General features: G+C 33.2%; 25 protein-coding genes. 20 read left to right on the top strand and 5 right to left on the bottom strand.

Translation table 11 applies throughout. The features are described from left to right. Positions 1–4: 4 nt before the first annotated feature. The 18 genes from FJR48_RS11275 to FJR48_RS11190 all read left to right on the top strand — a co-directional run bounded on the left by FJR48_RS11275 (position 5) and on the right by FJR48_RS11190 (position 18,330). Positions 5–2,356, top strand: coding sequence for a PD-(D/E)XK nuclease family protein (locus tag FJR48_RS11275; RefSeq protein WP_152308225.1), 2,352 nt, complete (start codon positions 5–7; stop codon positions 2,354–2,356). Between the two features lie 39 nt (positions 2,357–2,395). Then, positions 2,396–3,595, top strand: coding sequence for a molybdopterin-dependent oxidoreductase (locus tag FJR48_RS11270; protein WP_152308224.1), 1,200 nt, complete (start codon positions 2,396–2,398; stop codon positions 3,593–3,595). Then, positions 3,592–3,912 (top strand): sulfite:cytochrome C oxidoreductase subunit B, encoded by a 321-nt coding sequence (locus tag FJR48_RS11265; protein ID WP_241856070.1) that lies wholly within the window; start codon positions 3,592–3,594, stop codon positions 3,910–3,912. The genes FJR48_RS11270 and FJR48_RS11265 overlap by 4 nt, the downstream gene beginning before the upstream one ends. A gap of 79 nt (positions 3,913–3,991) precedes the next feature. Next, complete coding sequence (locus FJR48_RS11260; protein WP_152308223.1) at positions 3,992–5,383, top strand: hypothetical protein; 1,392 nt, start codon at positions 3,992–3,994, stop codon at positions 5,381–5,383. 142 nt (positions 5,384–5,525) lie between these two features. Further along, the gene (locus FJR48_RS11255; protein WP_152308222.1) at positions 5,526–8,246 is read left to right on the top strand and encodes a RecB-like helicase; all 2,721 of its coding nucleotides are present in this window, start codon (positions 5,526–5,528) and stop codon (positions 8,244–8,246) included. Then, positions 8,247–8,855, top strand: coding sequence for a LysE family translocator (locus FJR48_RS11250; protein ID WP_241856069.1), 609 nt, complete (start codon positions 8,247–8,249; stop codon positions 8,853–8,855). It begins immediately after the preceding gene. 116 nt (positions 8,856–8,971) lie between these two features. After that, positions 8,972–9,394, top strand: a complete 423-nt coding sequence (rplM, locus tag FJR48_RS11245; RefSeq protein WP_152308221.1) for a 50S ribosomal protein L13 — start codon at positions 8,972–8,974, stop codon at positions 9,392–9,394. 10 nt (positions 9,395–9,404) lie between these two features. After that, positions 9,405–9,797 (top strand): 30S ribosomal protein S9, encoded by a 393-nt coding sequence (rpsI, locus tag FJR48_RS11240; protein ID WP_152308220.1) that lies wholly within the window; start codon positions 9,405–9,407, stop codon positions 9,795–9,797. 120 nt (positions 9,798–9,917) lie between these two features. Further along, a complete protein-coding gene (locus tag FJR48_RS11235) occupies positions 9,918–11,291 on the top strand; it encodes a YdgA family protein (protein WP_152308219.1) in 1,374 nt (457 codons plus the stop codon). Positions 11,292–11,294: 3 nt separating this feature from the next. Beyond that, a complete protein-coding gene (locus FJR48_RS11230) occupies positions 11,295–12,791 on the top strand; it encodes a peptide-binding protein (RefSeq protein ID WP_152308218.1) in 1,497 nt (498 codons plus the stop codon). After that, on the top strand, positions 12,792–13,424 hold the full coding sequence (locus tag FJR48_RS11225; RefSeq protein WP_152308217.1) for an HAD family hydrolase: 633 nt from the start codon (positions 12,792–12,794) through the stop codon (positions 13,422–13,424). A 215-nt stretch (positions 13,425–13,639) separates the two neighbouring features. Then, positions 13,640–14,197 (top strand): pyruvate flavodoxin oxidoreductase subunit gamma, encoded by a 558-nt coding sequence (locus FJR48_RS11220; RefSeq protein WP_152308216.1) that lies wholly within the window; start codon positions 13,640–13,642, stop codon positions 14,195–14,197. Positions 14,198–14,207: 10 nt separating this feature from the next. Continuing rightward, positions 14,208–14,603, top strand: coding sequence for a 4Fe-4S dicluster-binding protein (locus FJR48_RS11215; RefSeq protein WP_152308445.1), 396 nt, complete (start codon positions 14,208–14,210; stop codon positions 14,601–14,603). Between the two features lie 2 nt (positions 14,604–14,605). Further along, positions 14,606–15,829: a 2-oxoacid:ferredoxin oxidoreductase subunit alpha gene (locus FJR48_RS11210; RefSeq protein WP_152308215.1), complete on the top strand. Its 1,224-nt coding sequence runs from the start codon at positions 14,606–14,608 to the stop codon at positions 15,827–15,829. A gap of 11 nt (positions 15,830–15,840) precedes the next feature. After that, positions 15,841–16,797, top strand: a complete 957-nt coding sequence (locus tag FJR48_RS11205) for a thiamine pyrophosphate-dependent enzyme (protein ID WP_152308214.1) — start codon at positions 15,841–15,843, stop codon at positions 16,795–16,797. Positions 16,798–17,017: 220 nt separating this feature from the next. Further along, complete coding sequence (gene luxS / locus FJR48_RS11200) at positions 17,018–17,521, top strand: S-ribosylhomocysteine lyase (RefSeq protein WP_152308213.1); 504 nt, start codon at positions 17,018–17,020, stop codon at positions 17,519–17,521. Continuing rightward, positions 17,522–17,824 (top strand): hypothetical protein, encoded by a 303-nt coding sequence (locus FJR48_RS11195; RefSeq protein ID WP_152308212.1) that lies wholly within the window; start codon positions 17,522–17,524, stop codon positions 17,822–17,824. Between the two features lie 8 nt (positions 17,825–17,832). Continuing rightward, entirely contained in the window at positions 17,833–18,330 is a 498-nt protein-coding gene (locus tag FJR48_RS11190; RefSeq protein ID WP_241856068.1) for a hypothetical protein, read from the top strand. A gap of 31 nt (positions 18,331–18,361) precedes the next feature. On the opposite strand, the gene FJR48_RS11185 is transcribed toward FJR48_RS11190, so the two are convergent. Beyond that, the gene (locus FJR48_RS11185; protein WP_152308211.1) at positions 18,362–18,649 is read right to left on the bottom strand and encodes a cytochrome c; all 288 of its coding nucleotides are present in this window, start codon (positions 18,647–18,649) and stop codon (positions 18,362–18,364) included. 320 nt (positions 18,650–18,969) lie between these two features. On the opposite strand from FJR48_RS11185, the gene FJR48_RS11180 reads away from it, so the two are divergent. Continuing rightward, on the top strand, positions 18,970–19,521 hold the full coding sequence (locus FJR48_RS11180) for an MnmC family methyltransferase (RefSeq protein ID WP_241856067.1): 552 nt from the start codon (positions 18,970–18,972) through the stop codon (positions 19,519–19,521). Between the two features lie 39 nt (positions 19,522–19,560). After that, positions 19,561–20,703: a sensor histidine kinase gene (locus FJR48_RS11175; protein ID WP_152308209.1), complete on the top strand. Its 1,143-nt coding sequence runs from the start codon at positions 19,561–19,563 to the stop codon at positions 20,701–20,703. Here the strand turns inward: FJR48_RS11175 and FJR48_RS11170 are convergent. The 4 genes from FJR48_RS11170 to FJR48_RS11155 are packed head-to-tail and all read right to left on the bottom strand — an operon-like array spanning position 20,678 to position 23,858. After that, complete coding sequence (locus FJR48_RS11170) at positions 20,678–22,279, bottom strand: diguanylate cyclase (protein ID WP_152308208.1); 1,602 nt, start codon at positions 22,277–22,279, stop codon at positions 20,678–20,680. The two genes, FJR48_RS11175 and FJR48_RS11170, sit on opposite strands and share 26 nt — an antisense overlap. A 58-nt stretch (positions 22,280–22,337) precedes the next feature. Beyond that, on the bottom strand, positions 22,338–22,955 hold the full coding sequence (gene ribE, locus FJR48_RS11165) for a riboflavin synthase (protein ID WP_152308207.1): 618 nt from the start codon (positions 22,953–22,955) through the stop codon (positions 22,338–22,340). A gap of 1 nt (position 22,956) precedes the next feature. Beyond that, the gene (locus FJR48_RS11160; RefSeq protein WP_152308206.1) at positions 22,957–23,643 is read right to left on the bottom strand and encodes a tetratricopeptide repeat protein; all 687 of its coding nucleotides are present in this window, start codon (positions 23,641–23,643) and stop codon (positions 22,957–22,959) included. Next, positions 23,643–23,858, bottom strand: coding sequence for a hypothetical protein (locus FJR48_RS11155; RefSeq protein WP_152308205.1), 216 nt, complete (start codon positions 23,856–23,858; stop codon positions 23,643–23,645). The genes FJR48_RS11160 and FJR48_RS11155 overlap by 1 nt, the downstream gene beginning before the upstream one ends. Positions 23,859–23,942: the final 84 nt, after the last annotated feature.

The following is a 23,942-nucleotide window of genomic DNA, read 5'->3' as shown; positions in this document are numbered from 1 at the left end:
GCTAATGAAAAAATCAACCATAATCCTGCCAACATCTCGTGCCATAAGAGAGACCAGACTTAAAATACAAAACAAGACATTGTTCTTGCCAAACTATGTAACAATGGGCGAGTTTATATCCAAACTAACTATTGTAAAAGACTTTAAACCCATAGATGATGATACACGTGTCCTTCTTTTGTTAAAGGCGGCTGATTTTAAAACTTTTGAGAACTTACAAATAGAGAGAAACTTTTTTACTTTTACAAAAAACAGCTCATATATATTTAAATTTTTTGAAGAATTAAGTGCAGAAAGATATGACATAAACAGTCTTGCATCTAACGATATATATGCTGAATATGAAGAGCATATAGAGATATTGACATTGTTATATGAGCGTTATGAAAAGTTATGTCTAGATGCAAAGATACTTGATAAGATATTTTTACCAAAAATATATACTTTTAATCAAAATTATGCAAAGTCTCTAAAAAAAATAGATATAAAAATAGACGGGCATCTGACTAACTTTGAGTTTGAACTTTTAAATCAGGCAAAAGAGTTTTGTGAAATAAATATAATATTTACAACTACAAGATTTAACTCCAAGATGCAAAATAAGTTTGCAGAATTGGGGATAGAGTTGGAAGTGGGATATGAATATGAAATATCTATAAATGAAAATAAAGTCGTATCAAAAGAAAAAGTTATTAACAACAAAAACATAAGCTGTCAATCTTTTAGTGAGCAGGTTCTGCAGGTTGCTTTTGTAAAACAAAAAATTTACGAGTTTATATCAAAAGGTTATGAAGCAGAGAATGTAGCTGTCATAGTCCCTGATGAAAATTTTGCCACAATGCTAGAGAGTTTTGACAACATAGGTAACTTTAACTTTGCTATGGGTTACGGGTTTTCTAAAAGTGCTTTTTATAAAAAACTTGAAGCTACTATAGATTATATAGAACAGGATTCAAAAGAGAACTTTGCAAGGCTCAAACGCATAGGTGAAGAACTATATGCAGACTTACACAAAATATTTTACAAAAAAGCTTCAGAAGTTGATTTAATAAAGTATTTAGAGGGACTAAAAGATTATATCGACGATTGTGAAGCTTTAAAAATATATGAAGACGAATTGTTCCATTTTAGCAGAGTGATATCTGTTATGCAAGATATGAACGTAAAGTCTGTTTTATCCGTATTTATACAACGTCTATCAAGTAGAAGCATAGATGATGTACGTGGCGGTAAAATAACGGTTATGGGAGTTTTAGAGAGCAGAAGCATAGAGTTTGATGCTGTTATAATAGTTGATTTTGATGATTCAAACGTGCCTAAAAAAAGCCAAAAAGATATGTTTTTAAATACTCACATAAGAGAGATGGCAAATCTGCCAACTACCATAGACAGGCAAAATCTGCAAAAACATTACTACGAGATGCTTATAAACAACTCTAAAGAGGTAGCCATCTCCTATGTAAGTTCTGAGGATAGTTCAGCTTCGAGGTTTTTAAAACAGCTTGGCATAAAAGAGCAAAGCATCTATGATGAAAAAGAACTCTCAAATATACTTTTTGAAAAAATACAAAAAAAACAAGATAGAGAAGAAAAAGAGATAATTCTAAAGTATGATTTCAAAACAACTCCTATGTCTGCATCCAGACTAAAGACATTTTTAACGTGTAAAAGGAAGTTTTACTACAAATATATAGTGCATCTGTTCTCTCATGATATTCCAACTGATATGATAGAACAGTATGAAATAGGAAATATTGTCCATACCGCACTATATGATGTATATACAAGCAAATCAAGTTATACGGATGCAAAAGAGTTGCAAGCCGATATAGAAAAAGCACTGGATGATAAAATAGATAAAAACAGTGAAATACAAAGGTATTTCATAGCTCTACAAAAAGCTAAAATGAAGGAGTTTGTCAGTCTTGAAATTGAAAGATTTAACGAAGGCTGGGTAGTAAAGGAATGTGAAAAAAGTATGACTTGTGAGTTTGCAGGAATGAATCTTGTCGGTCAGATAGATAGACTCGATGCAAAAAATAATGAACTCTACGTTATTGACTATAAAACAGGTAATTACCCTATATATAACAAAAATAATTTTACCCAAGCAACGGATTTTCAGTTAGAGTTTTACTACCTTTTAGTTAAAGATAAAGCAGAAAAAATTAAGTGTGCTTATTATGATTTAAATGAAAACAAACTTGTAAATGAGCCTTTTTTGGAAGAAAAACTAGGTGTACTTGAATCAAACATAAAAGATATACTTGCACGCGATGAATTTAACTTTGAAAAATGTGAAGATGAGAAAAATTGTATATATTGCGATTACAAAATAATTTGCTCAAGAGATTAGGCTATAATAAAAAAAATTTATAAAAAAGGTCAATTTACCATGCAAAGAAGAGAATTTTTAAAAACCTCTTTAGTCGCATCTACGGTACTGCTTGGACTGCCACTTAGTGCATCGCAGATACGACAACCCTTAGATTACTACAAGGTAAGTAAGTATGCTTTTCCTGAGAAAAACCCACTCATAGCACATTCTGACAGACCGCCTCTGCTGGAGTCTCCGCGTAATGTTTTTACATCCGCTATAACTTCAAACAAAGATTTTTTTGTAAGATGGCACTCGCCAAAGATAAAAACTCATACTTTTATATCAGGATATAGAATAGCCATAACAGGTGAAGTCAACGAGCCGTTATACTTATCACTTAAGAGTTTAAAAGAGGATTTTGAGCCTGTTGAGATTACGGCAGTTCTACAATGCGGCGGAAACTCAAGAAGTGCATTTATTCCGACAACTAGCGGCATCCAATGGGGAAGCGGAGCTATGGGTTGTGCAAAATGGAAGGGTGCAAGACTAAAAGATGTTTTAAAACAGGCAGGACTTAACAAAGATGCTAAATGGATAAACTTTAACGGTAGTGATGAGGCTGCTTTTCATAAAGCCCCAAGACTTATTCGCGAGTTAAAAATAGATGAGATAGAAGATGACATTATCATAGCTTATGAGATGAACGGTGAAGATTTGCCTTACCTAAACGGTTATCCCGTTCGTCTTGTTGTCCCGGGTTGGTACTCCGATAGTTGGATAAAGATGCTTACTGAGATAAGGGTAACAAAAGAGTACCGTCCTCTTTACTATATGGACAGTGCTTATACGGTTGCAGATAATGAAACAGAGAGTGAAACACCTGACAAACCTGCCAAAAAAAGAAAACCTATAACCACGATGAACATAAAATCTTACATAGGTTTTCCTACTCGTGATACTAAAATAAAAGTCAATGAAAATGTAACACTAAAGGGTGTGGCGTTTGATGGCGGAAGCGGTATAAAAGAGGTTTTAATCTCAGCAGACAAAGGTAAAACATGGAAGAAATCTACACTAGGCAAAGAGCTTTCAAAATTTGCCTTTAGAGAGTTCGAATACAACTTCCAAGCAAAACAAAGCGGAAAATTTACGCTTATGGCAAAAGCGGTAAATAACTTGGGAGAAGAACAGCCTTTTGCACATCAGATGCTGTGGAATAAAGGCGGCTATAAATACAACGGCATCGATAGTGTGACATTTGAGGCGGTAAAATGAAAAGTATAATTTTAAAAACATTGTTAGTAACGGCAGTTATGTTTTCCACTTTAAATGCGGAGTATTCAAAACCCGTAAAAGTTCCAAGCATCACCTACCCGTTGGAATATGATAAAAACTTTAGGGTTATGCAGAGAAACTGCCAGTGGTGTCACTCTTTTGGATATATAACAAACCAAGGAAAGCAATCCCAAGAGTTTTGGAGGGCATCTGTAGTAAAGATGCGTGATGTGTATAAAGCACCTATAACAAAAGCCGATGAAGAAGCTATAGTCGAGTACCTGTTTAAACATTATGGAAATGGGAAAGTAAAATAACAAAGGTTTTGAAAAAAGTATGTATGAACTATAAGCTTTATGAATTTAGAGAATTTACATAGACAGAATCGTTAAAAATATGAAACCTAAATCTAATAAATTACTAATTGAACATATTAAAAAATATACAACCTTTGAATGGTTAGTATTTATCAAAGCATTAGAAAATACATCAGATGAAGAGTTATTAAAGATAGAACCAAATCAGATGGAAAGATATAATCTACAGAATTCTAATTGGTATTCAAAGTTATTAGATTTAGCTTTAAGATTATCAGATTATGAAAAAACAAGGGTAATACTTGATAGGTTACCAAAAACACAAGACTATAGAAAATTTATAAAATTATACTTGGAAAGCTATGACAGTGAATCAAATTTTAAAGCAGATTTAGATTACTCTTTAGATTTAGCATTCACAAAATATTTATATGAACAAAATAAACATTATGCCCCTCCTGTAAATAGTATGGGTCGATTGATAGAACTATACAGCACAAAAGAACCATTATTTAGAGAATTTTTTGGATTAACTCCAAAACAAATATTATATTTTTTTACTTTGAATAATGCAAAGCACAATATATATGAACCATTTGATTTTACTAATATGCTTAGATTGATAAAAGATTATGACAATAAAATAACAGAGACTCAATTAAAAAAGTTTCTTGATACTTTTTCTAAAAGTATTAAAGATTATCGTTTGGAAGCTAGAGATCTTGGAATAACAAAGAACACTATGAAATCTATACGCTTAATAGAGCAATATCCAATTATAAAACTAAATAACGATTATTATCTGATAGCATCTAAAAATATATTGTTAGAAGCTTTAAGTTATAAAATATTTACAATTTTACATAAAGAGGTGAAAAACTCAGAAAATTTCAAACAAAGTTTTGGAAATACATTTGAAAATTATTTGAGAAATTTAACAAAATCTTCACATAGTGAATATTTTTATGAATGTGATGATCTTGTTAAGGAAGAAGGAAATAGAAAAGCAGAGTTTTATATTGTGCAAGATAACACTAGCATACTAATAGAGTCCAAGCTATTACATATAGATGAAAACATAATACTACATGCAAGTGCTATTGATTTGGAAAAAAAGTTTAAAAACACAATATTCTCTGCTCTTGAGCAGATAGATTCATGCTTTAAAAAAATAGATGTTCAAAATAAATATGCTGTGATAGTTATTCATACACATATGCCATTATTGGAAAACTTTATAAGACTTTTTAAACATAAAAGTAAGTATGATTTTTTAGACAATGTTATGATTCTTTCTGTTGTTGATTACGAAATTATGATTCACAATCCATTTGAAAAAATTATTGAATATTTTGAAATGCCTTATACAAATAAGAAGTCACAAATTGCTCTCTATTTTGAAAAAAGAAATAAGTTCTTAGAAGCAAGTTGTATGAATATAAATAATGATTTGAAAAATAAGTTTGCTTAAAAAAAGAATAAAGTTTATAATATTGGGCTTAAAATATACCCATAAAAGCAAAAAAGCCCCGGCGAATCCGCCAGAGCTTAGTGCCGATCGCGAATCCGCAATCCAATGGAACAATTATAACAAGAATAGGTAAAAGTGACAAATGAGTAAATTTATAAACAACCTAGCATACGAAGCATCGGCGGGAAGCGGTAAGACATTTATGCTTGTCGTTCGTTATCTGAGCCTTTTGTTTTCGGGTGCATCTGCATCTAAGATACTTGCACTTACCTTTACAAACAAAGCCGCAGCTGAGATGCAAGAGCGTGTAGTCTTAACTCTGGAGGAGTTGGAATCTCGCGGAGAGTTGGATGTTATTGTCGATATTACCGGTTATTCAAAAGAGCATCTACTGAGTGAGCGTAGTAAAATCTTGACGGAGTTTTTAAACTCAAATACAAAGATTATGACCATAGATGCATTTTTTACTCAGATACTTCGCAAGTTCTCACTCTATGCATCTCTTATGCCAGACTTCTCTACTATGAGTAGCCAGCATGAGCTGAAATTATTATCACGCTTTTTAAAAGAGGTAGAGGTCTCAGGAAAAAAAGAGACGCTTATAACGCTATCTTTACAGTCAAAAAAAAGACTAAGCGATATATTTTTACTTTTAGATCAGTTCTATACAAAACGTCAGGAACTCTCACACATCTCTTTTAGAAAACAACCGCTTGATGAGTATGAACAAGTAGCACTTGAAGCATTTTTGGAGTTGCAAAACATAGTTAACTCGTGTGAAGCTGCATCGAGCACTGCACTAAAAGGTGTGGCGGGTGAGAGTTTTGAAGATGTGGCATCCAAAGCTTGGATAGGTCGTGAGACTATGGAGTATTCCACTTTTAAAAAGTGTTTTACACCAGAGATGGACAGGCATCTAACTACTATACAAGATGCTATAAAAGGGTATAACCGTGCACGTGAGCAAAACTTTTTTTACTCGTTAAACGAGCTTGTAGATATATATGAGAAGAGTAAAAAAGCACTTTATATGGATGATAGTGAGCTTAGCTTTAACGATGTTACAGTGCTTGTACATTATCTTTTAAAAGAACGAATAGACAGTGAATTTTTATATTTTCGTTTGGATTCCCAAATAGAACATATGCTTTTAGATGAGTTTCAGGACACTTCAATAATGCAGTATGAGATTTTAAAACCGTTAATAAATGAGATAACATCGGGTAAAGGTGTTTTTGAGAACGGAAGTTTTTTCTTTGTTGGGGATGTTAAACAATCCATCTATCGTTTTCGCGGTGGTGTTAGTGCTCTTTTTGGTGAAGTCGCACATGAAAATGGAACTTTGACCCAGCCGCTTCTTACAAACTACCGCTCCCAAAAAGAGGTGATAGAGTTTGTAAATAGGGTGTTTGAGCATAAAATAAAAGACTATAAAGCCCAACTTGTACGCCCTGAAGCAGATGCGGGTTATGTTGAAGTTATACAAAGCGATATGCTTTTGGATGAGGTGTTAAAACAGGTTCAAAAGCTACTGAGTTTAGGCGCAGTCGCAGATGAGATAGCTATACTTTGTGCCACAAACGGTGACGGAGAAGAAGTTAAACTTCACCTTGAACACGCTGGTTTAGAGGTCGTGACAGAGACTACTACAAAGCTTATAAACCAAAGAAGTATAAAAGCTGTTTTGGAGTATTTAAAATATCTTTATTTTAATGAAGATATATATCGTTATAATTTTTTTGCCCTGATAGAGAGAGATGTAGAAAAAATCGATGCTGTTGATTTTAACAAGTTAAGTCTTTTGGATATAGTTAAAAATGTTATAAAAAAATATTCACTTTTTGACTCAGATGCAAATCTGCTTCGTTTTTTAACTACGGTTGATAGATGCAAAGATATTGAAGCACTTCTTTTTGAATATGAACGCATCGACACTTCGGCTGCCGCAAGTGAGCTAAGCGGTGTGAGAGTCCTTACGGTACACAAGTCTAAAGGCCTTGAATATGAACACGTTATAGTTATGGACAGACTTAAAAAGGCACCGCCGAATAAAGATGCAATCATCTACGAGTATGAGGGCATCAGACTGCAAAATATATATCTTCGCATAAAAGGCAGAGACGATTTGGACGCAAACTATGCAAATGCACTTAAAAAAGAGAAAAAGCTTGTACTAGAAGACTCGCTGAATGCACTATACGTTGCTTTTACAAGAGCAAGAGAGAATCTGTTTGTTATAAAAAAATCAAAAGATTCTACATTTGATATATTGGACTTATCTGTAGGAAGTTTTGGCTCTTTAAAAGTAGAAAAAGAAAAAGAGCAGATAGTTAAAAAAGATTTAAACACGCTCAAGTATGAAGAGGAGTTTTACGGGGCACAAAGTGACATAGTCAAAGTAGAAGAAGAGATAGAAGCAGATATAAAAGCTCAAAATTTCGGTACGGCACTTCACTTTATGTTGGAGATGCTAAGCGAGTTCTCAAACGAGTATGTATCTGACGCAAAAGATATGATGTTAAACAAATTCGGTCATATATTGGAAGATGATGAGATAGAAGATATCGTATCCCGTATAAGTTTATTGGTACAAAACAAAGAGTTCTTAGACCTAAGCAGAGGTGAGTGTTTTAAAGAACAATCTCTTAGACATAACAATAACCTGAAGTATATAGACTTGCTTATAAAACATGAAGACGGTATTTGGAAAATCATAGACTATAAAAGTTCTACAAAATACTCTGAACATCATGTTGAACAAGTTTTAAGCTATATAGACGCAGTTGAAGAGATTACAGGGGAGACGGCTGAAGGGTATCTGTGTTACTTACTAAAAAATGAAGTTAAGATCGTTAAGGTTTAAATGATAGCTTTATCTTTTGTAGAAGGGTTTTTACTAGGTCTTGGAGCGGCTGTTCCACTTGGTCCCATAAATATTCTTATAATGAACGAGGCTGTAAAAAGATACAAAAACGGTGTACTTATAGGTCTTGGTGCAATGAGTGCAGATATGCTGTACCTGCTTTTTATAGTTTTTGGATTAATCAGTTTCGTAAATCAACCGATAGTCTTAGATGCTTTGTCTATTTTCGGAGGTAGTTTTTTAATCTATCTTGCTTACTTAATATTTAAAAACAAAGATGCAAAAATACAGACTCCGCAGGAGACAATAAAACATCCCAAAAATTCTACGCTTTATTTAAAGGGCTTTACTCTAACGCTTATAAATCCATACACTATAGGTTTTTGGTTAAGTGCATCCGGTTATGTTGCAGCTAAAGAGTTAGATACTTTTTTTACGATATTTGGGATGCTTGGTGCTATACTTTTATGGATAACCGTCATGCCTTATTTAGTTCATAAAGCTAAGCATAAAATATCTCAAAACGTATCTTATTGGATTAGTGTAATTTCTGCTTTTTTACTGTTTGGTTTTGGTATAATGATGTTTATAAATCTTCTGGCATTTTAAAACCTTAAAGAAAACATAAATTCAGTAAAGTTTAATTAAAAATGACTTAAATTAAGTCGTTTATAAGTTTATGTGACTATACTTCCACCACTTAAATATACAGAAAGGTTCGTTCAATGAAATTTACTAAAATTGCAACTGAAGAACAAATCGATAGAAAATGGATTCTAATCGATGCAGAAGGTAAAACTTTCGGTCGTATGATTACTGAAGTAGCTACAGCTCTACGCGGTAAAAACAAAGCTTGTTTTACTCCAAATATTGACTGTGGTGACTACGTAGTTATCATCAATGCTTCTAAGGCTAAGTTTAACGGTCTTGGTAAAATTAACAATAAAGAGTATTTTTCACACTCAGGTTACTTCGGTTCAACTAAGAGTGTTAAAATGACTGAGCTTTTAGAGAAAAACCCGGAGAAACTATACAAATTAGCTACTCGCGGTATGCTTCCTAAAACTAAGCTTGGTGCTAAAATGCTTAAAAAATTAAAAGTATATGCAGGTGCTGAACACCCTCACACTGCACAAATAGCTAAGTAAGGATAGATAGATGGCAAACAAAACATATGCAACAGGACGTCGTAAAGCGTCAATCGCAAAAGTATGGTTAACTCCAGGATCTGGTAACATAACTGTAAACGGTCTTTCTATCGATGCTTGGCTTGGTGGACTTGAAGCTAAGAAACTTCGTGTTAAGCAACCACTTGTTTTAACTAAACAAGATACTTCAGTTGATATCGTAGCTACTACTTTAGGTGGTGGTTTCGGTGGTCAAGCTGATGCACTACGTCACGGAATCAGCCGTGCACTAGTAAAATTCAACCCGGAATTAAAAGCTATCCTTAAACCTGAGGGTATGATGACTCGTGATTCACGTGTTGTTGAGCGTAAGAAACCAGGTAAGCGTAAAGCTCGTCGTTCTCGCCAATTTAGCAAGCGTTAAGCTTCTCTTCGAGAAAACGTTAATCGTTACTGTACTCTTTTATCAGTGCCTTTGGCATTGGTAAAATATTCTACTTTTTTAAAAACTCCACATTAAACTTATTTATATATAATACATTTCATGAAAAAACTTATCATTATTGCATCTGTGGTTTTAGTCGCACTTGCTTCTTTACCGCTTATCGGAAACAAAATAGTAGAATCTGAACTAAGTACTAAACTTAAAACATTAAACTCATACGGAGTTCAAACAAAAAAAGAGATAACTCATTTTAAATATCTTGATACAAAAAAGCATTATGAGTTTGTAGTCTCAGATGCGGACAAGTTTATAGAGTACCTCTCAAAATTCTCAAACGCTCAAATAGCTCCATATATAAATAAATTTTTAGACGGAACAACTTTAGGTGTGGATTTAAAGTACTCTAATATCCCTATTAGCAAAGCGATTTCTGTAGATATCCGTCCAATCTCACTTTCAAAAAAAGCTATGGATGAGATAAAAAATGACGATGCAGATTTTGCTTTGTATTTGGAAAAATTTTTAAAAAACGGCGGATTAGAATATCATATAGATTATAACGTGGTAAATCAAGAATTTAACGGTCATATCAAAGATATAGAGGAAAGTTACACCTTCGCATCCGGACAAAAGCTAGATGCCAGACTTCAAGGTTCTGTCTTTAGCGGAAAAGGTCTTTTGGTAGCACCCGAACAAATAGATTCAAAAACAAAAAGTATATATTTGGATATTACTAACAAAACTAATCATATCAAAGTAGATTTTCAAAATATTAATCTTTTATCTTCTTTTGAATCTCGAACGACTTATCAAACAAATATGAAAATGGACTCATTTAGTTTTGATATAGATGATGATAAGACAGGTAAGAGCAAGTTAAATATTCAAAACCCTGTACTAAATTTTGCATCTGACACTAAAGGCATAAAAGCGGAGTTTATTTCAAAAAGTTCTTTTGAAAAACTATACTTGAAAACAAAACAACAAGAACTGGAGATATCAAGTTTCAATTATGATGTTGATTTAAAAGATATCGATAAAGACAGTTTTGAAGAGTTGAGTAAACTTCTAAGTTTGGTAAAACAAGATATAGATGCTAAAACATCTCTAAAAATACAAAAACTTACTCAACAGTTAATCAGTAGAGGATTTGACTTAAAAGTTCAAGATTTTTCAGTAAAAAATATGAAGATAAATAAGACTAAAGATTTAGAAGGCATTACTTTAAAGGCAAATATAAAATTGCCTCAGATGGCTTTAAATTCAAACACTATAAGACCTATGGAACTTTTAGACAAAATAGATTTAGATATATTTTTACAAATATCAAAACCTATGTTTGTAGCTATAACTCAATCTGCTCCTATAATAGCACTCTCACAAGGTTATGCAAAAGAGCAGGGAAACGATTTGGTATATAATATAAAAATGAAAAACTCTAAAATTAGCGTAAACGATAAGAGAGTGAGATAGATTTTGCGTATATTTTTTTTAGTATTTTTAACTCTTAACCTTTATGCTTCTACCTTGCATCTGGCTACTAGTTCAAATCCTGCAAGATTAAATCCTATTTTGGCAACCGACTCAGGCTCAGCCGATATATCCGAACATATTTTCAATGGACTTTTAAAATACGATAAAGATGCCCAGACAATTATAGGGGACTTGGCTAAAAAGTTTTACTTTGAAAATGACAAAACATTGGTATTTGAATTAAGAGAAGGTGTAAAGTGGCATGACGGTGTGGAGTTTACAAGTCAGGATGTTCTTTTTACATACAAAGTTCTTATCTCGGACAAAATATCGTCACCTTACAGTTCAGGGTTTAGATTTGTAAAAGAAGTAGAAACAGTAAATAAGTATAAGTTAAAAGTTCACTATAAAAAGCCTTACTTTAAAGCTGTTGAGACTTGGATGATGGGGATAATCCCAAAACATATTTTAAAAGATGAAAAAAATCTTATGAACTCAAAGTTCAATACAAACCCGATTGGAACGGGACCGTATAAACTACATCAACTTGAACATTCTAAAAATATTATATTAAGAGCAAATGAGGATTACTTTGAAGGCAGACCGAAAATAGATGAGATATCTTACCACGTTATAGCAGACCCGATGACACGGTTTTTGATGTTAAAATCGGGGCAACTTGATGTTGGGGGAATTGAGTCTATGCAGTATGAACGTCAACTTACACCCGAGTTTTTTGATATGTTTGATATTTATGAGAAAATATCTCTTTCATACGCTTATCTCGGGTTTAACCTCAGACGCGATAAATTTAAAGACCCGCGAGTAAGAGAAGCACTATCAAGTGCAATAGATAGAGAAGAGATAGTAAAAATTTTATTTTTTAAACATGCCGAGGTTTGCACAGGACCTTTTCATCCAAGTTCAATCGCTTACAACAAAGATGTCAAGGTTCCAAAAAAAGATTTGCAAAAAGCAAAAAAGCTTTTAGAAGAAGCAGGTTACGATGAGTCTAATCCATTTACATTTGAAATAGTTACTTCAAACTCATCTGCAATTCGTCCATATGCCGTACAGATAATTCAATATCAACTAAAAAAAATAGGCGTCATAGTGAATTTGCGCGTAATGGAGTGGCAGGCATTTTTAAATATGGTAGTTTTTCCAAAAAAGTTTGATAGCATACTCCTTGGCTGGAATTTGTCGCCTGCACCGGATCCGTATATGCTTTGGCACAGTGATAACGATACAAAAGGCGGTTTTAACATAGTCGGATACCACAATGAAAAAATGGATAGGTTAATAGAAGAGTCTCAAAGCATAGTAGATAAAAATAAGTTATCAAAAATGTGGAAAAAGATGTTTAAAATAATAGTTGATGATAATCCGTATCTGTTTTTATATATACCAAACTCAATAACGGTTATAAATAAAAATATAAAAAACGTAGAGAACTCTCCAAGCGGCATCTGGCATAACTACATCAAGTGGGAGAAATAATTGATAATACTTTTTGATTTGGACGGTACACTTATAGAATCGACAGAAGCAATAACATCCACTTTTCATCATGCTTTTAATGTTTGTGGGGGATTAAATCCTGCCGATGCAGAGATACAGGCTCTTATAGGTTACCCGCTTGATGTAATGTTTGCAAAGCTTGGAGTTGAGGAGGAAAAAGTTTGGGATTATGTAGATGCATATAAAAAAAGATATCGCATAATCTCAAAAATAAAAACCGAACTTCTTCCGAAAGCTAGAGAAGCTGTTGAATTGGCAAGCTCTTTTGCAACTCTTGGCATCGTAACAACCAAGACGGGACTTTATTCACAAGAATTAATGGAGCATTTTGGATTAATGCATCACTTTAAAGTTTTGATAGGTCGCGAACATGTAGAGAAACCAAAACCCGATGCAGAACCTATACTTAAAGCACTTGAATCGATGCCAAAAGATGATAACATATGGATGATAGGCGATACGGAACTTGATTTACTTTCGGCTAAAAATGCCGGTGTAAAATCTTTGGCGGTTTTATGCGGTTACGGAACTAAAGAAAATTTAAATCAATACACGTCAAACTTTTTTGAAAACTCATACGAAGCTGTGAAATATTTGAGTAATTTCGGGTAAAATTTGTCAGAAAAATGGACTAAATAAAGCCTTGATAGTTAAGTTGTGTTATAAACTATTAACGGTAAATTATTTTTTATTTTATAAAAGGGCTCATTTTTATAAATTGTATTCCAAAATCCCCATCTACCCAATCAAAAAGCTTACTTTAAGACCAACTTCCCTAAAATACATAAACTAAATTAGAGAGAATTCCTAGAATTTAAGGAGAATTTATGCTAGAGATTAGATGGCATAGCCGTGCTGGGCAGGGTGCTGTAACGGGTGCTAAGGGGTTGGCAGATGTTATTTCAACAACCGGTAAACATGTTCAAGCATTCGCATTTTACGGGTCTGCAAAACGTGGAGCTGCTATGACAGCTTATAATCGTGTTGATGATGAAGTTATTATGAATCATGAAAAATATATGGAGCCGGATTATGTTTTCGTAATTGATCCTGCTTTAGTATTTACTTCTGATGTAACTATCAATCATAAAGACACAACTAAGTACATAGTTACGACTCATTTATCGACAGATGAATTGGTGAAACAACAACCTAAGTTGGAAGGTAAAGAAGTATATACGGTAGATTGTATTAAAATCGCTCAAGAAACTATTGGTCGTCCTATTCCAAATACGCCGATGCTTGGAGCATTTATGAAAATTTCGGGTATGTATGATATGGAATTCTTTAAAGAGAGTATGCAAAGAATCCTTAAAAAACTACCACAAAAAATTATCGATGCGAATATGGTTGCAATCCAACGCGCATACGATGAAGTGAAATAGGGGGCTGATGATGGCAAATAAAGGATGGGATGAATTTGAAATAGGAGCTATGCTTCGCTCATTTGACGGTAAGGCTGCAGAGGTAATCGCTACAACTCACCAAGAAGACCGTAGTTATTCACAAAGTAATTCATTTACGGCAAGTGTTGCTGACTGGAGAATCTTAAAACCCGTATTTAACAAAGACTTCTGTATTGATTGTCAGTTTTGTTGGGTATATTGTCCGGATATATCAATCATTTCACGTGATAAAAAAATGGTTGGTGTGGATATGGATCACTGTAAAGGGTGTGGTATCTGTGTTGAGGTTTGTCCTACAAACCCTAAATCACTTTTAATGTTCGCTGAACAAGCAGATGAAGAAACTGAGATAGCTCAGTGGCCTGCGAAAGATGAGGAGAAATAATAATGGCATTTGATAAAATGGAATTAAGAGATGTTGAAGTTTGGGACGGGAATATGGCAGCAAGCCAGGCAATGCGTCAAGCACAAATCGATGTTGTTGCTGCATACCCGATTACTCCATCAACACCTGTAGTTGAAAACTATGCTGGATTTTTAGCAAACAACTATATTGAGGGTGAATTTGTAATGGTTGAATCTGAACATGCTGCAATGAGTGGCTGTATAGGTGCTGCTGCTGCAGGTGGTCGTGTAGCTACTGCAACATCTTCACAAGGTTTTGCTTTAATGGTAGAGACTCTTTACCAAGCATCAGGTATGCGTTTACCGATTGTACTTAATGTTGTAAACCGTGCACTAGCTGCTCCGCTTAACGTTAACGGTGACCACTCGGATATGTACCTAGGTCGTGATTCGGGTTGGATACAGTTTGATTCATATTGTCCTCAAGACGTGTATGATTTAAACCTTATTGCGTTTAAAGTTTCAGAAGACCATGATGTTCGTTTACCTGCTATGGTGCATCAAGACGGTTTCATGACTTCTCACACTGCTCAAGGTGTACATACTTTAGATGATGATACTGCATATGGGTTTGTTGGTGAATATCAACCAATGAATGATATGCTTGATTTTGACCATCCTGTAACTCACGGTGTACAAACAGAAGAAGATTGGCACTTTGAGCATAAAGCACGCCAACATAGTGATCTTATGACTAAAGTTTTCCCAAAAATTCAAGCTGCATTTGATGATTTTGAAAAACTTACAGGTCGTAAATATAACATGGTTGAGACGTATGATACAGATGATGCCGATGTAGCAGTTGTTTGTATGGGTACATCCGTTGAAACTGCTCGTGAAGTTGCAACTGAAATGAGAGCAAAAGGAATTAAAGCAGGTGTTGTAGGTATTCGTGTAATCCGTCCTTTCCCTTTTGATAAACTTGCAGATTCATTAAAAAATATAAAAGCTATAGCTACACTTGACCGTTCAAACCCTAACGGTACGGTAGGTATGTTATTTAACGAGATTGCGGGTTGTATGTATAACTTAGATACTCGTCCGATGATTTCAGGTTATGTATATGGTTTAGGTGGACGTGATTTAACTAAAGTTCATTTAACTGAGCTTTATACAGAATTACAAGCAAATGTAGATGCAGGAAAAATCACAACTCCTCTACAGCAGTTTATCGGTGTTCGCGGACCGAAACTATCATTTTTATAAGAAGGTGACTTATGAGTGAAATGAAAAAAATTAAAAATTTAAAAGAGTTCTCAACTTCTGCAGACAGGTTTGAGGGAGCTAACCTTCTTTGTCCAGGTTGTGCTCACTCTATTATCGTTCGTGAAGTTTTAAATGCAACTAACGATGATATGGTACTTTCTGCATCAACCGGTTGTTTAGAAGTTTGTACGGCAGTTTACCCATATACATCATGGGATGCTTCTTGGATTCATATTGGATTTGAGAACGGTTCAACTGCAGTTGCAGGTGCTGAAGCTATGCATAAAGCATTAAAGAAAAAAGGTCGTCTAAAGCAACCTGATCGTAACCCAAAATTTGTATCTTTTGCGGGTGACGGTTCTTCTTACGATATCGGTTTTCAGTGGATTTCAGGTTGTATGGAACGTGGTCATAACATCATGCACGTTGTATTAGACAACGAAGTATATGCAAATACAGGTGGTCAGCGTTCATCCTCTACTCCAATAGGTGGACATACTACGACTTCTCAAGCAGGAACTCACTCTTACGGAGAGAAGAAAAATAAAAAAGATATGGTATCTATTATGGCTAGTCACCATATCCCATATTCTGCACAAGTTGCTCCAAATAAATGGAAAGACATGGTTAAGAAAATTCAACACGGTTTTTCTGTTGAAGGTCCAGTATTTATAAATGCTGCATCTCCATGTACGACTGAGTGGAAATTTGATCCAAAAGATACAATGCACTTAGCTGATTTAGCTACAGATTCATTAGTATTCCCACTATATGAAATCATTGACGGTCGTGAGTTAAACATCACTTACAGACCTAAAAATGTTGTGCCTGTTGAAGAGTATTTAGCAGCACAAGGACGTTTTAAGCACTTATTTAAAGATGAGTATAAATATCTTATAAAAGAGTGGCAAGAGCGTATTGATGAGAATTGGGCGTATCTAAATCGTCGTGAAGAAGCTAGAGTATAAGCTTTAGCTTTCACGCATTTTGCATCTAACTCAGATACGGCAGACTTTAAGTCTAGCCTTTATCTGAGTTAAACACAAACTACATAAAATCTAAAACTTTTAGATATTTATAAACTAACTATATATAAACTTTTTAATTAACTTCCTTCTTTAAAATTAACAAATCAAAAAAACGATAAAATATCCATAACAAATAGAAATAAAATTAAGGAAATATACTATGCCATTATTAGACTCATTTACAGTAGATCATACAATAATGCCGGCACCTGCAGTGCGTAAAGCAAAGGGTATGAAAAGTCCAAGCGGAGATGCTATTACGGTTTTTGATTTACGTTTCGTAAAACCGAACAAAGCTACTTTATCTAGCGAAGGTATTCATACACTTGAGCATCTATTTGCAGGTTTTATGCGTGAGCATTTAAACTCTAAAAAAGTAGAGATTATAGATGTATCTCCAATGGGTTGCCGTACGGGGTTTTATATGTCCGTATTAGGCAAACCGAGTGAAAAGAGAGTTGCTAAGGCTTGGGAAGCGTCTATGAAAGATATTTTAAAAGTAAAAAGAAAAAAAGATATACCTGAACTTAACAAGTATCAGTGCGGAACTTATAAAATGCATTCATTAACAGATGCCAAAGAGATAGCAAAAAATGTCCTTAAAAAAGGAATTGGAATTATGAGTAATAAAGACTTAAAGTTAGATCTTAAAAAGGTAAAATAGATGCTATTGTTACTTCCTATGGATTCCACAAACCAGAATGAAGCAAGATTAACTAAAGTTTTTGAAGCTAAGACCTGGGCTCAGGTAGATGTAGATGAAGGGAAGATTCAAAGCATTAAGTTTAATGATGCTTTTGATGGCTTTGATGATATAAGTGAAGCTGTTGTATTGGAAAATGACTTTGAAAACCCTATGATGTTTATGGATTATAATATGATGCCTCTAGTAGCACATGAGCAAAGAAGTATAGAAGATATAGTTGAAGCATTTTTATTTCGCGAGCTTCATGATTTAGCGTATTAGGCTTATATTTGAAAGATTTATCGCAGTTCTTAGAGCTATTTTCTGTACAACCAGGATACAGATATATTCAGGTTACTACAAATGTAGATAATACAACTACTGCATTATATAACTTGCTTCAAAATAATGATGCAGAGTTACGTATAGCTTATTTTTCAGAAGATGAGATGCCGAATTTAAAGGAAAAATATCCTGAAGCTTCTATCCAGCATGTAAAAAATTTTAATCACCCGTACAGGGCATTGCCAAGAGACAATGACATGGTTATGTATAAAGATATATTTACTAAGCACAATAAACAAGAGTTGCTTTTAAAAACAGCATATACTACACTTGCAAATACGGCAGATATTATAATAATGGAGAAAAAAGGTACATTAGATATTGCATCTATGATGGAGCTTTTTGAAACTTACGAATTTCGTGCGGCTAATCATATGGATATAGTAGAAGACTATGACATCTTTATGGCTAAGAAGATGCATATGTGGGGTAACGGTTTATAGTAGAGTCCATATTAGAAAATTTCTAATATGACTATTTTTGTATATCGTATTTATAAAATTCTTTGTTTAGGTAATGTACCACATCATCTCTATCTTCATCAAACCAGTCTGCACCTGTAGATTGCCTACAAGCTTCTACGTTTTGAAATAGTTGTTTATAGTTTTTTGCTTTTCTATTTTTGCTTTTAAAGTGCTCATTAGTATGACATTCCATACAGCCGGAAGAATCAAATAAATCTTTTCCGTTTTGAACATCGTAAGCATAAAAAGGCATAGAACATACAAGAATGGCTAAAGCACATCTGTTTATTGTTATCATAATATCCTCCTCGTAGTGTATAATGTTATACACATTGTGATTTAAATAATATATCATTAAAACTTATAGGATAATAACTTTCAAATATAATAATTTTATTTAATAAAGGATAAAAAATCAACTCAAATTTTAATGATGAAAAGCATAAAATCGTAAAAAGTGAGGATGGTTCATACACTGCTTATTCAAAAGAGTATGACGAACATTACCACTCCACAAAAGACGGTGCACTAAAAGAGTCTCTTTTAAAACATGTTATACCGGGATATGAGCTAACAAAAGGCTTAAAAGAAGTAAATATTTTAGATATATGTTTTGGTTTGGGGTTTAATACATTAGCTACTATATATTACTATAAAAAAAACGCTATTAACAAAAAAATAAATATATATTCTCCGGAGTTAGATGCAGATCTAGTCAAGTCATTAAAAGCTTTTACCTATCCCGATGAATTTAAAAGTATAAAATATATAGTAGATGAACTAAGTCAGAATGGAAATTATATAGATAAAGATTTAAAAATTGAACTATTTATAGGAGATGCAAGGTTATATGTCAAAAACTTGGATGTCAAGTTTGATATAGTATATCAAGATGCATTCAGTCCAAGTGTCAACCCTCTTCTTTGGACAAAAGAGTATTTTAGAGATATTAAAAAAATTATAAATAAAAAAGGTATTTTAACTACATATTCTACAGCATTAAAAACCAGATTGGCTTTGTGGGAGAACGGATTTAAAGTATATATAAATAAAGGAAATAACTTTAGAAATTCTACACTCGCGTCAATATCCGAGTTGAAGGGGTATGAGGAGGTTGATATGCTCCATAAAATAAACTGTAATCCGGATGTAAAATCACTGCGTGATTAGTAAAAGTTGCTTTAAGCTTAAACATCATAAAATCATACTATGTATAAAGTATTAATCGTAGATGACAGTTTGGTAAATATATCTTTAATGCAGGAAATACTATCAGACGAGTATGACATAGACAGTGTTTTAAGTGCAAAAGAAGCTCTTCAAAAAGTTGAAGAAGAACAGTTTGATATTATTTTACTAGATATATCCATGCCTGAAATGGACGGTTATGATGTAATAAAAATTTTAAAATCAAATGATAAAACAAAAGATATACCCGTAATATTCGTATCTGCTTTAAGTGAAAATGCAGATGAAATAAAAGGTTTGGAACTAGGTGCAGTCGATTATATTACAAAACCTGTTATTAACTCTCTGGTTAAGGCTCGTGTTGCAACACATATACAACTAAGTGAACAAAAAAAAGAGTTAAGCCAATATAAAAACTACCTTGAACATAAGGTAGAAGAGGAAATTTCTAAAAGAAAAGAACAAGAAAAAGTACTTTTTCAACAGTCCAAATTAGCTGCCATGGGTGAGATGATGGATGCAGTAGCCCATCAATGGACGCAACCGCTAAGTTTGATTGGTCTAAGAACAAGTATGTTGGCATCCGATTATGAATATGGAGAAGTTGATTTAGAGTATTTAAAAGATTTTGAGTTAAATATATCTGAACAAATTCAACATATGAGTGAAACATTAAACGAGTTTAGAAGTTTTTTTAGACCGAATAAAAAAACAGAAAAATTTGATGTTAAATCTATGATAAACTCCGCATTACATCTTTTAGCAGATGAACTTATGAAAAATACTATAGAAGTTTGTGTAAATGAAGTTGATAAATTTGAAATTAACGGTATAGAAAATGAGATGAAACATCTTGTATTAAATATTATAAATAACGCCAAAGATGCTTTTAACGAAAAAGATATTAAAAATAGAAAAATCCAAATTAATATATTAAAAGATAAAAAACATAAAAAAATTGAAATAATAGACAATGCAGGCGGTATTCCGGAAGATATAATAGATGATATATTTAAAGCAAACGTAACTACTAAAGAGGAAGGAAAAGGAACGGGAATAGGCCTTTACATGACAGACCAAATAGCACAAAAACATAATGGCACTTTAAAAGCCGTAAATGTACTTAATGGTGCTAAGTTTATATTGGAGTTGCCTCTGAATTAGTCGATACTTTATTTCTACCTGAATTTTTAGCGTGATATACCGCTTTATCGGCACGTTCACATAACTCCTCAAAAGATTCATTGTTTTTAAGCTGAGAAACTCCAAAACTACATGTAACTTGTTCAGAAGGTAAAACTTTTATATCCATTACGAGTTTTCGTAAATGATCGGCTAGTTGTTGTGCTTGAGATTCATCGGTTTCAACTGCTAAAATAATAAACTCTTCACCTCCCCATCTACCAAATAAATCGCTGTCTCGTATATGTGACTTTACTGTTTTTGCAAATGCTTCTAAAACCTGATCACCCATAGAATGACCATAGTTATCGTTTACGGATTTAAATTTGTCAATATCACAGTATATTAAAGACAAAGGAGTTTTATAACGATGACTTCTTGCAATCTCTTTATTTGCAGAAGTTGTAAAGCTACGTCTATTCATAATTCCCGTCAACAAATCCGTGGATGCCAGTTTGTCTTTTTCTTTTATAATTTTAGCCGTATAGTCTAACAAATTATTTATTGAAGAGCTTAATTTCGTAAACTCATCATTTGATTTAGTTTCAATTCTAATTTCAAAATCTTCTTTTTCTTGTACCCTGTTTAAAGAACGAATAAGACATGAAAGTGCCTGCAGTATTCTTGATACGGTTAAGATTGTTAATAAAAAAATCATAAAAAAAGCTATTAAAGCAAATATAGTATATATAAAAAGTTTTTTTTGTGTTTTTGTTATTGTTTGGTTTGAGTGTTTTCGAATTTGTTCAAGTAGTTCTTTTTCTACTTTAAGCATAGTGTTTATAATACTTGTTGTATCTTCCCACCATTTGAGTGTTGCGGCATCAGTATGGATATAATTGTTTGTCAATACTGATTCAACTTGATTTTTTATAGAGTCAAAAGTTTTAGTTTGTATTTCATCTTTAAATCTTTGTGCATCAAAATTATTTTGTTCGAGCAAAAAAGATTTATATCTATCTTTGAATATAAAGTATCTTTTCCCGACATCTAGTAACTCTTGTGTTGATAAGGAATCTTTTTGATAATATCTAGATATGGTAGCTCTTAATAGTCCAAGATTTTCTTTGGCATATAACAAGTTATAGACTGCATCCAGTTTATGAATAATATCTTTAGAATAGTCTAAACTACCTATTGATAAATGTATTTGATTAAGTAAATGCTCGATTTTTTGGCTATAAAATTGTTTGATGGTATACCATGGATTTACATTAGTATCAATATTTTCTCGTATTTTGATTAGTTTGTTATTAAGGTTATTATTAAAATTTTTATTTAAATCTTTTAATATGGAATCTGTAATTTGGCGTTGTTTAAGTAACTCTTTTTTAAGTAGTTTATTTTCGTTTGTTATATTTATTGCACTTAAACCTCTTTCTTTTTGAAGTGAATGAATAACTTGTGATAGATAGCTTATGTTATTAATCAAGGTTAGAGAGTTTTGAGATTTTTTTAAATCGTTTTGTACGTCACTATACCCTTTAAATATGGTAAATCCTAAAAACACTAAAGCAAAAGTTGATAATAAAATAACTCGAAAGCGAATAGAATCCATGAAAAAATGTTCCTACTTTCTAAAAATTATATCAAAATATATTTAAGTTTAGTCCCTTTTAGTATATTGCTGAAATTGAATCCACTTCATCCCATGTTAAAGAATTCGGTTTTGATTGATGCGATATTATGTGTGCTACGTAACGTGCAAACATATCGGTTTCAATATTTACCCTATATCCTTTTTTATAGTTTCTAATCAAAGTCTCTTTCATCGTATGAGGAATAATAGTCAAACGAAAGCTCTCATCAAATACTTCATTGACCGTTAGGCTTACTCCGTCTATGGTTATTGAGCCTTTAGGAATTACGTAAGCTATAAATTTTTTTGGAAGTTTTATGAAAATATCATAAGAGTTTCCATTGTTTTTTATCTCGCTAACTTCTCCGATGCAGTCAACATGTCCTTGAACTACATGCCCGTCAAACCTGTCCCCCATCATCATAGCAGGTTCAATATGCACTTCGTTTTTATAGTTCTCAATCGCTAAAAGTTTTTGACTCTCGGGTGAGAGTTCAACCGAAAAACCATCATTAAGAACATCGGTAACTGTTAAACAAGCTCCGTTTATCGCAATGGAATCACCAAGAGCACCTTTATATTTGGCTTTGATGCTAAGAGTCGAGCCGACAAAGCTTTTAACAGTTGCAATTTCACGTATTAATCCTGTAAACATTTTAAAATACTATCTTTCCATCTTCTTGAAGCTCTTTGATTATGGCTTTAGCTTTTTCGTGCCCTTTGTAAGCGGCTTTTCTACAATAATCAAGTGCTTTGTCATGATCTTGTTCGCATCCGATGCCCTGATCGTATAGCTGACCTAAGTTATAAAGACCTTGTGCAAGTCCACCCTCGGCTGCACGTGAAAAACATATAAAACATTTTGCATCGTCTTGAATAACTCCATGACCCTCTTTATAAAGTACGCCTAAGTTGTTAAAAGCTTCCAAATGACCGCGTTTAGCACCCTCTTCATACCAAAAAGCAGCCTCTGAATAGTTTTGAACACAACCTAGACCGCGTTCAAACATTAAAGCTACTTCGTACATAGCTTGGGGAACTTCTTTGACTGCCGCTTCCAAAAACAACTCATGTGCTTTGAACTGGTCGTGTTCTACACCGCCTAGACCGTTCATGTATAGTACGGCTAAGTTAAAAAGAGCAAGAGGTTGTTTATCCTCGGCGGCTTTCGTGTAAAGTTCTAATGCTTTTTTATCGTTTTTTTCACAGCCTTGGGCATTTTGGTACATAAACCCAAGTGATGTAGTTGCATCCGCATCGCCTTTATTTGCTAAATCTTCATATAGTTTAAATGCTTTTTCAAAATCTTGAGAGTTATATGCATTGTGTGCATTATGTATCATTATTTTTCGTTTTCCGTTCTTATGTTTTGTCTGAAAGTTGTTTGATTTCCCTTTGCTTTGGCCTTAGCTTTTCTTATCTTTTCAAGTGCATCTTCTTTATGGTCCAGATGCTCATTTCTAATCTTGTGTTCTTCACCGCCGTCTATTTCAGGGTCATATTCTACAATTTCAGGTTTATAGTCTGCAAATATATCTTTTTTGTCTTCTTTTGACATAAAAAACCTCTATTAATATTTCTATTTAGGCAAATTATACATTAAAATGATAAAATTCCATTTAACAAACTTCTTTAGTGGAAC

Source organism: Sulfurimonas lithotrophica (assembly GCF_009258225.1).
Lineage (GTDB): Bacteria > Campylobacterota > Campylobacteria > Campylobacterales > Sulfurimonadaceae > Sulfurimonas > Sulfurimonas lithotrophica.
Note: the sequence above shows the minus strand (reverse complement) of the source record. Positions and strands in the feature narration are given on the sequence as shown.

Coding starts and splice junctions, on each gene's coding strand:
- FJR48_RS11275 (WP_152308225.1), top strand. CDS start 5: ATGAAAAAATCAACCATAATCCTGCCAACATCTCGTGCCATAAGAGAG.
- FJR48_RS11270 (WP_152308224.1), top strand. CDS start 2,396: ATGCAAAGAAGAGAATTTTTAAAAACCTCTTTAGTCGCATCTACGGTA.
- FJR48_RS11265 (WP_241856070.1), top strand. CDS start 3,592: ATGAAAAGTATAATTTTAAAAACATTGTTAGTAACGGCAGTTATGTTT.
- FJR48_RS11260 (WP_152308223.1), top strand. CDS start 3,992: ATGAAACCTAAATCTAATAAATTACTAATTGAACATATTAAAAAATAT.
- FJR48_RS11255 (WP_152308222.1), top strand. CDS start 5,526: ATGAGTAAATTTATAAACAACCTAGCATACGAAGCATCGGCGGGAAGC.
- FJR48_RS11250 (WP_241856069.1), top strand. CDS start 8,247: ATGATAGCTTTATCTTTTGTAGAAGGGTTTTTACTAGGTCTTGGAGCG.
- rplM (WP_152308221.1), top strand. CDS start 8,972: ATGAAATTTACTAAAATTGCAACTGAAGAACAAATCGATAGAAAATGG.
- rpsI (WP_152308220.1), top strand. CDS start 9,405: ATGGCAAACAAAACATATGCAACAGGACGTCGTAAAGCGTCAATCGCA.
- FJR48_RS11235 (WP_152308219.1), top strand. CDS start 9,918: ATGAAAAAACTTATCATTATTGCATCTGTGGTTTTAGTCGCACTTGCT.
- FJR48_RS11220 (WP_152308216.1), top strand. CDS start 13,640: ATGCTAGAGATTAGATGGCATAGCCGTGCTGGGCAGGGTGCTGTAACG.
- FJR48_RS11215 (WP_152308445.1), top strand. CDS start 14,208: ATGGCAAATAAAGGATGGGATGAATTTGAAATAGGAGCTATGCTTCGC.
- FJR48_RS11210 (WP_152308215.1), top strand. CDS start 14,606: ATGGCATTTGATAAAATGGAATTAAGAGATGTTGAAGTTTGGGACGGG.
- FJR48_RS11205 (WP_152308214.1), top strand. CDS start 15,841: ATGAGTGAAATGAAAAAAATTAAAAATTTAAAAGAGTTCTCAACTTCT.
- luxS (WP_152308213.1), top strand. CDS start 17,018: ATGCCATTATTAGACTCATTTACAGTAGATCATACAATAATGCCGGCA.
- FJR48_RS11195 (WP_152308212.1), top strand. CDS start 17,522: ATGCTATTGTTACTTCCTATGGATTCCACAAACCAGAATGAAGCAAGA.
- FJR48_RS11185 (WP_152308211.1), bottom strand. CDS start 18,649: ATGATAACAATAAACAGATGTGCTTTAGCCATTCTTGTATGTTCTATG.
- FJR48_RS11175 (WP_152308209.1), top strand. CDS start 19,561: ATGTATAAAGTATTAATCGTAGATGACAGTTTGGTAAATATATCTTTA.
- FJR48_RS11170 (WP_152308208.1), bottom strand. CDS start 22,279: ATGGATTCTATTCGCTTTCGAGTTATTTTATTATCAACTTTTGCTTTA.
- ribE (WP_152308207.1), bottom strand. CDS start 22,955: ATGTTTACAGGATTAATACGTGAAATTGCAACTGTTAAAAGCTTTGTC.
- FJR48_RS11160 (WP_152308206.1), bottom strand. CDS start 23,643: ATGATACATAATGCACACAATGCATATAACTCTCAAGATTTTGAAAAA.
- FJR48_RS11155 (WP_152308205.1), bottom strand. CDS start 23,858: ATGTCAAAAGAAGACAAAAAAGATATATTTGCAGACTATAAACCTGAA.